A 6,629-nucleotide genomic window follows, 5' to 3' on the forward strand; every position below is an offset into this window, starting at 1 on the left:
CCGAGATCGAAGCCGTCCGCTGAAGAATGGCGGGAAAGGGGGCAGTCATGCTCGGGGCTGATTTGCGCAACATCGCCGGGATAGACACCCGTGAAGCGGCTCTGATAACGCGGCGCGCAAAAGGAGGCCGTGGACACGCCAACCTCTTTTCATGCTAGGCTCAAAAGTAAGATCAAAACCTTTGGGAGGAGGCTCAGCGATGATGGGTGATTTCAAGATAGGCCGTCGAAGCCTGCTGGCCGGAAGTGGTGCCATCTTGTCCGTGATGGCCAGCGGTGTCCGTGTGCAAGCTCAGGAAAGTGTGACGGCCCTGCCTGACTATGTCAGTTGGAAAGACGCCGATGCACTGATCGTGCACTCCAACAGCACGATCGAGATGGAGCGGTCTGCGTTTGGAACCTCTGCGTTTACGCCTGAGGACAGGCTGTATGTCCGCAACAATGTGGCACCGCCTCCTGCTTCCATTCTTGACGATCGCGATGCATGGGAAGTCAGCATCGACGGCGTGGCAGAGCCTCGGAGCCTGACGCTGGCCGAACTGAAGACAATGGGGATCACGACTGTTGCCATGGTCCTGCAATGCTCCGGGAACGGCCGTGCCTATTTTGAGCACGAGCCGTCCGGCACACCTTGGCAGGTTGGTGCTGCTGGCTGCGTCATGTGGACGGGTGTGCCCTTGAGAGTCGTGGTTGACGCTCTGGGGGGAGTTGCGGAGGGGATGGAATACGTGACCGGCACGGGTGGAGAGACGCTTCCCGAAGGACTTGATCCGCTGACATTGCTCGTCGAGCGGTCGGTGCCCTTGGATGCGCTCGATGATATCTTGCTGGCGTGGGAGCTGAATGGGGAGCCGATTTCCCTGGCCCATGGCGGTCCGCTGCGCATGGTCGTCCCCGGGTTTACGGGCGTCAACAGCGTTAAATACGTCACCAAGGTCGCCATGACCGCGGAGCAGTCGCCAGCGCTGATCCAGCAGACGCGCTATCGGTTGCAGCCTGTGGGTGAAGAAGGCGGTCCGGACCATCCGTCGGTCTGGCAGATGTCGGTCAAATCCTGGATCACCGGCCCGTTGGATGCGACCCAGGCTGGTCGCGTTCAGGTCACGGGTGTGGCGTTCGGCGGAACTACCAACGTCGCATCAGTCGAAGTATCTGCGGATGATGGCCAGACGTGGAGCACAGCAGAGTTCATCGGACCTGATCTCGGGAAATTTGCGTGGCGTCCCTTTGTGGCACAGATGGATCTGCAGCCCGGCATGTATCGGCTGGTCAGCCGGGCCACGGATGCGGACGGAAACCAGCAGCCTGAGCAGACTGAGCCCAACGACCCCGGATACAACCATAATGGGTGGCGCGCGCCCGGCATCGAAATCGAAGTGGCATGACACACGCGGCTGGCGGTTCGTGCCGGACACCCCTCAGATCAACGGAAAACACATGAACAAGACACTGAGTGCCGCGGCCATTTTGCTTTCATCCTTGTCAGGTATGGCTGTAGCTGAAACAGACTCTGCCCGGATCGACATGGGCAAGGCACTTTTCACACAAGGGGCAGAGCCGTCCTGCTCGATCTGCCATACCCTGGCCGATGCCGAGACAATGGGAGAGATCGGGCCGAACCTCGACACCATGCGTCCCGATTATGACCGCGTCATGCGGGCGTTGGTGAACGGCGTCGGACCGATGACGCCGTATGACAGCCTGACGGACGAGGAGTTGGACGCTCTGTCCCACTATGTCGCAAGCGCGACCAAGGCAGACAACGTCGAGCCCTGAGATGATCGATGGCTCTTCTCCACGACGGAACTGAACGAAAAACCCCCCGCTTGCAGGCGGGGGGTTACGTTTAGCGTCTTGCTCATTCCATCGCCGTTCAAGCCGGGACTTCAGGCTGACGATGAGGGTTCAGCATTCAATCGCATTGCGTTGGACAGATCTGCGGTCAGGTCAGACCTCATGCTTTAGAGATGCTGGATCGTGGACCCCTTCAGCGGGTCCAGCCTTCGGTTTCCATCAGCGCCTGCGCCTCGTCCGTAACCAGAAAGTCCAGAAAGGCCTGCGCCTCCGGGTCAGCATCCGGCGCGATGGCGACGTTCAGGTCGCGCCAGATCGCGCGGTCCTCGGACAGCGACACGGCCTCGATCACGTCGGGATTGCGCGCGGTCCAGTCGGGCCAGGTGATCCAGGCATCCGCGTCCAGATCGGTGAACGCCTTGAAGCTGGCGCCCGACCCGTGCTCGAACGCCACGATGTTGCGGCGCATGCCCACGACATCGTCCAGATTGCCCGTTCGCCCTGCGATATCCTCCCAGACTCCGGTGCCCGATGTGTTGCCGACGCCGGCGCCCTCGGTCACGACGATCTTGACGCCGTCGGCCAGAAGATCGTCGAAGCCGGTGATGCCCTTGGGGTTGCCGGCCTTCACCGCGATGATTGCGGGACGCAGGTAGATCGGCTGAACCTGATCTGACGAGAACGAGGTGTAGGTTTCCAGAAACGCAGTCATCGACTGCTCGGACGTCCCCCAGATGATGTCGGCATCGGCCTGCGCCTGATCGGACCATGTGGGTTCTGGTCCGAAGGTGATAGCAACCTCGGTGCCCGTTTCGGCCTGCCAGACATCGGCGACCTTCTGCAGCGCGCTATGCGGCCCGCCCGCACCATAAAGACGCACAACGCCGTCGCCAGCCTCACGCGCGATCGCGGGCGCTTCTGTGGCTGCGTCCTGGGCAAGGGCGGGGGTGGTCAGAGACAGGCTTATGGCCAGAAGGGATGTCATTTTCATCAAGGCACTCCGGTCGAACAGGATCGCGTCGGCCTGATGCCGACGCCATGTGACGTCTAGAACGCTGCAGCTGGCGTAAACGCCCGAACGGCTTCGCCGTTTTCTGCCATTTCTACGTCACTCTTGCGTGTGGGGCACGGCTGACGCGTGATAAATGCTGACTAGTCAATTCGATCAAAAGGTCAGCGCTGACGCTGGCGCGCAGGAACGCATCCGCTGCGCAGCTGACATCGCCCTGTGTCGACGTAACGCCTGAGAGCCGGCGTGCCAGCAGCGCGAAAAGGCCATCGTCGCCGAATTCGTAGCGGCGTTCGAGTAGGTGTGTGTGAGTGGCCGCGCTTTGATAAGAATATGGGATGACGAGCGGCTGCTTCCGGACTCTAGACCTGTAAATATCAGGAATCTTTAGCGGCGGCTTTCCGCCCAGCACGTCGCTGATGCTGCAATTGCGAACGGTCTTAGCGTAGGCGCACTCAATGGCCGAAAGGTCCCGAAAGCAGACGGATCGATCCTATGATCCAGGGTCCGCTATGCGGGACTTTCCTGACTTTCGCTGCGACTGCGCGGTGTGAGGTTTGTGCAGTGGCCCCACAGCGATCCTGAGATCGGCGCCGTCAGGCAGCCTCGTAGCTGGAGAAGATTTCCGTCCTGCCATCTCCGAGGATCAGGAACACGTCGTAGGCTTCCCGCTCATCCTCTGGCCCCATGCCCGGTGATCCGTAAGGCATCCCAGGCACGGCGAGACCGACGGCATCGGGGCGCTCGGATAGCAGCCGTCGAATGTCGGCCGTCGGCACGTGTCCTTCGATCATGTAGCCCTCGATTTCGCCGGTGTGGCAGGAGGTCATGTTCTGGGGGATGCCGTTCTCGAGCTTGTGCCGGATCAGGAGGGTGCCGAAGCTGCGCTCGGTGGTGACCTTAAATCCGTTCTCTTTGAGGATCTCGATCCAAGCTGTGCAGCAGCCACAGTTCGGGTCTTTCAGAACGTGGATCGCGGGAGAGCTTTGAGACAGTCCGGCGGTCGGTGCCGTCGCGGCGAAGCAAGCGGCGGAGGCCATCACGGCGCGGCGGGTGAGGGTCATCAGGGTTCCTTTCAGGTCTTTGCGGCGGCGCGATCGGGGCGTGTCTCAGCGGTCAGATCGACGTGACCCGCAGGTTCAGGCGTGCCGGTAGGACGGAAGAACAGCAGCCGCAGGGCGTTCATCGTCACCAGCAAGGTGGCACCGGTATCCGCGAGGATTGCGATCCAAAGGCCGGTGATCCCGAGCACGGTAGTCACGAGGAATATCGCCTTGAGGCCGAGCGCAATCGCGATGTTCTGGCGGATGTTCGAAATGGTCGCACGGGAGAGGCGGATCTTGCCCGGCACATCGGTCACACGGTTGCGCAGGATCGCCGCGTCGGCCGTCTCGAGCGCCACGTCGGTGCCCGAGCCCAAGCGTGCTGTCGATGCCCTTTGCGGATGGAATGCTGGACATCGATTATTTCCCCGTAACGTTTTCTTCTCGGTGGTTACGTTCGGGCTTGTTCTGCGCCGAGCGGAAGCTGTCCCAGAACAGCAGGGCCGCACCGCAGAAAATCGCCACATCCGCAAGATTGAAGGACGGCCAGTGGTATGTTCCGTAATGGAAATCCAGAAAATCCGGGACGGCCTGATAACGCAGCCGGTCGAGGACATTGCCGAGCGCGCCGCCGATGATCAGACCGAGAGCGGCAGCCGTCAGCCTGTCCGGCGCGCGCCACAACCAGATCAGCAGCCATGCCACGATCACGCCAGCAAGCGCGATGAGACCCCACCAAGGCACGATCCCGCCCAGCATACCGAAGCTGACTCCATCGTTCAGAACCCGCACGAGATTGAGAAAGGGTAGAACCTCGACGCCGCGCTCAAGCGCCGGTGTGTTCAGCGCAAGCGCCTTGGTACCCTGATCGAGGCCGAACGCCGCGATCGCGCAGAGCCCGCCCAGAACGCGGCTGTTCATGCCGCTGCCTTCAGATCGGCCCGCGCATCGCGGATGATTGCCCAAGACGAGTGCAGGAACAGTCCGGCGATGCCGAAGGCGACGATGAGGTCCGGCCAGGCGCTGCCCAGCCACGCCACGAGACCGGCGGCAACGACAACCGCCGCATTGCCGATGGCGTCGTTGCGCGAGAATAGCCAGACGGCCCGCATGTTCGCGTCGCCCTTGCGGAACCGCAGCAGCGGCAGAACGGAGATGACGTTGACGACAAGGGCGATCATGCCAAGCAGGCCCATTAGACCTGCATCCGGCGTCGTCCGTTCGAAGACTCGCACGATGGTCGTGCCGAGGACGCCAAGGCCGAGCAGGCCGAGGAAGATGCCTTGGATCAAGGCCGACCGTGCCCGCCAGGCGAGGCTCCAGCCGATGGCCAGCAGGCCAAGGAAGGTGATCGCGCCGTCGCCGATGAAATCGAGCGCATCGGCCTTCACGGCCTGCGATCCGGAAATGAAACCGCCGATCATTTCGAGGACCCCGTATCCCACGTTCAGGATCACGACGATCCAGAGGGCACGGCGGTAGGCCGGGTCCTGATGGGCGGGATTCGGCGGAATGTCTTCATCGCCCTCGATCCGGTCGAAGCCATAGCCTGTCACCGCGACTGCCTTTTCGATGTCCGGCAGGCGCACTTCGGGTGCAGTCAGTGTCATGATGTGCGTCGCGGCCGACACTTTCACATCGCCGGGCGCGACCCCGGCTGCCTGTGCCGCCCGCTCGATCTGCGCGGCATCCTTGGCGCAATCCATACCGGAAACCCGGTAACGGACGGGCGGGACATCTGCCGTCGATCCGGCATTTTCGGTGTTGGCCATGGTCGCGCTATTCCTGCTAGGATGAATCGAAGAACAACATATCAGCGAGGAGTGATATGGCGCAATTGGTCGATGACCGCAAGAGCGCAACCATCGAGCGACGGGCGAAGCTGTTCCGCGGCTTCGCGGACCCGAGCCGCCTGGCCATCCTCGGTGCACTTTGCAACGAGCCATTGGCCGTTCACGAGCTCGTCGAGCGGACCGAACTATCGCAACCCAACGTCTCCAACCATCTGAGGTGCCTGCTGGACTGCGGGCTTGTCGCCAGCGACCGCGAAGGGCGCTTCATCCGTTACCGTATCAGCAACCCGCGCATCACGGTCCTTCTGAACGATGTGGACGCACTTCTCGACGTGGTCGCAAAGGGTGTTGAGGCGTGTGACAATTATCGTGAGGCGTGAGTCAGAACGGACGGCCGGTCGACTCGGCGCAGATCGGTTGGAAAGATGTTGTCCGTGTGCAGGGTCCGACCGGAATCCTGCTGAGGTTCGACAAGCTGGCTTCGGAAGAGACACCATTCATGTATCACTGCCACATCCTCGAACACGAGGATGCGGGCATGATGGGGCAGTTTACGGTCACATAACAGGACCCCACCCGCTCGACACCGGGCGTCGTCAAGAGCTTACGTCTTCTTGCGGCGTTCTATCAGGTGCCGGTGTCGCCTTGTTGAAACGCATTACGGAGTATGTCTAGACCCGAACGGAGAACACCTCGCTAAGCTGCGGGTCCGCCGAAGCGGCCGTCCAGTCGCTCGGCAGCATTCGTCAAAAAGGGCTCTTCACGTCGATGCTGCCTGGCAGTCGAGAGGCTGCTTTTCAGGGATATGGTGATCGCGGGCACCGCGATCGCTGATCCAGGAGACAGCCGCGCCTCCGCTTCGCTCTGGCACAGCTGACGATCTTTCATTTCTTTTTTCCGCCTGCCATCCGGCTGGCGATCCGAACACGGGCTCTGGTGCCGCTGCGCGTCAGCCTCCACGGAGAAATCCGGTTCCTCCCACGCGCGGGGC

9 protein-coding genes and 1 pseudogene are annotated in these 6,629 nt (G+C 61.7%); 4 read left to right on the forward strand and 6 right to left on the reverse strand.

What is annotated here, in order from left to right; translation table 11 throughout:
• The first annotated feature begins 199 nt into the window (after positions 1-199).
• Both sorT and sorU read left to right on the forward strand, forming a co-directional pair.
• The gene (gene sorT, locus FHD67_RS19505) at positions 200-1,384 is read left to right on the forward strand and encodes a SorT family sulfite dehydrogenase catalytic subunit (protein ID WP_218062363.1); all 1,185 of its coding nucleotides are present in this window, start codon (positions 200-202) and stop codon (positions 1,382-1,384) included.
• A gap of 52 nt (positions 1,385-1,436) precedes the next feature.
• Positions 1,437-1,775 carry a SorU family sulfite dehydrogenase c-type cytochrome subunit gene (gene sorU, locus FHD67_RS19510; RefSeq protein ID WP_042250314.1) on the forward strand — a complete coding sequence of 113 codons (339 nt, stop codon included), beginning with the start codon at positions 1,437-1,439 and terminating at the stop codon, positions 1,773-1,775.
• A 211-nt stretch (positions 1,776-1,986) separates the two neighbouring features.
• On the opposite strand, the gene FHD67_RS19515 is transcribed toward sorU, so the two are convergent.
• From FHD67_RS19515 to FHD67_RS19535, 5 genes and pseudogenes are all read right to left on the reverse strand, one after another.
• Positions 1,987-2,784 (reverse strand): substrate-binding domain-containing protein, encoded by a 798-nt coding sequence (locus FHD67_RS19515; protein ID WP_127897501.1) that lies wholly within the window; start codon positions 2,782-2,784, stop codon positions 1,987-1,989.
• A 614-nt stretch (positions 2,785-3,398) separates the two neighbouring features.
• The gene (locus FHD67_RS19520) at positions 3,399-3,866 is read right to left on the reverse strand and encodes a DUF411 domain-containing protein (RefSeq protein WP_121634690.1); all 468 of its coding nucleotides are present in this window, start codon (positions 3,864-3,866) and stop codon (positions 3,399-3,401) included.
• A gap of 11 nt (positions 3,867-3,877) precedes the next feature.
• Positions 3,878-4,273 (reverse strand): annotated as a pseudogene (locus FHD67_RS19525) (heavy metal translocating P-type ATPase); the annotation flags it as partial.
• Positions 4,266-4,766 carry a signal peptidase II gene (gene lspA / locus FHD67_RS19530; RefSeq protein ID WP_009807499.1) on the reverse strand — a complete coding sequence of 167 codons (501 nt, stop codon included), beginning with the start codon at positions 4,764-4,766 and terminating at the stop codon, positions 4,266-4,268. The gene lspA and the pseudogene FHD67_RS19525, both read right to left, overlap by 8 nt.
• Entirely contained in the window at positions 4,763-5,617 is an 855-nt protein-coding gene (locus tag FHD67_RS19535; RefSeq protein ID WP_036708216.1) for a cation efflux transmembrane domain-containing protein, read from the reverse strand. Before FHD67_RS19535 ends, lspA begins: the two co-directional genes overlap by 4 nt.
• A gap of 56 nt (positions 5,618-5,673) precedes the next feature.
• Here FHD67_RS19535 and FHD67_RS19540 point away from each other — a divergent pair, with 56 nt between their 5' ends.
• Both FHD67_RS19540 and FHD67_RS19545 read left to right on the forward strand, forming a co-directional pair.
• Positions 5,674-6,018: an ArsR/SmtB family transcription factor gene (locus FHD67_RS19540; RefSeq protein WP_054522777.1), complete on the forward strand. Its 345-nt coding sequence runs from the start codon at positions 5,674-5,676 to the stop codon at positions 6,016-6,018.
• Complete coding sequence (locus FHD67_RS19545) at positions 6,015-6,203, forward strand: multicopper oxidase domain-containing protein (RefSeq protein WP_035746442.1); 189 nt, start codon at positions 6,015-6,017, stop codon at positions 6,201-6,203. The genes FHD67_RS19540 and FHD67_RS19545 overlap by 4 nt, the downstream gene beginning before the upstream one ends.
• Positions 6,204-6,334: 131 nt before the next feature.
• Here the strand turns inward: FHD67_RS19545 and FHD67_RS20780 are convergent.
• On the reverse strand, positions 6,335-6,629 hold a 295-nt coding region (locus FHD67_RS20780), incomplete at its 5' end, for a hypothetical protein (RefSeq protein ID WP_218062364.1).

Source organism: Paracoccus haeundaensis, from assembly GCF_006239215.1.
GTDB classification, from domain to species: domain Bacteria; phylum Pseudomonadota; class Alphaproteobacteria; order Rhodobacterales; family Rhodobacteraceae; genus Paracoccus; species Paracoccus marcusii.

Bases quoted from the DNA above. Each gene is read 5' to 3' on its own strand.
- FHD67_RS19515 (WP_127897501.1), bottom strand. From the start codon at position 2,784: ATGAAAATGACATCCCTTCTGGCCATAAGCCTGTCTCTGACCACCCCC.
- FHD67_RS19535 (WP_036708216.1), bottom strand. From the start codon at position 5,617: ATGGCCAACACCGAAAATGCCGGATCGACGGCAGATGTCCCGCCCGTC.
- FHD67_RS19520 (WP_121634690.1), bottom strand. From the start codon at position 3,866: ATGACCCTCACCCGCCGCGCCGTGATGGCCTCCGCCGCTTGCTTCGCC.
- sorT (WP_218062363.1), top strand. From the start codon at position 200: ATGATGGGTGATTTCAAGATAGGCCGTCGAAGCCTGCTGGCCGGAAGT.
- lspA (WP_009807499.1), bottom strand. From the start codon at position 4,766: ATGAACAGCCGCGTTCTGGGCGGGCTCTGCGCGATCGCGGCGTTCGGC.
- FHD67_RS19540 (WP_054522777.1), top strand. From the start codon at position 5,674: ATGGCGCAATTGGTCGATGACCGCAAGAGCGCAACCATCGAGCGACGG.
- sorU (WP_042250314.1), top strand. From the start codon at position 1,437: ATGAACAAGACACTGAGTGCCGCGGCCATTTTGCTTTCATCCTTGTCA.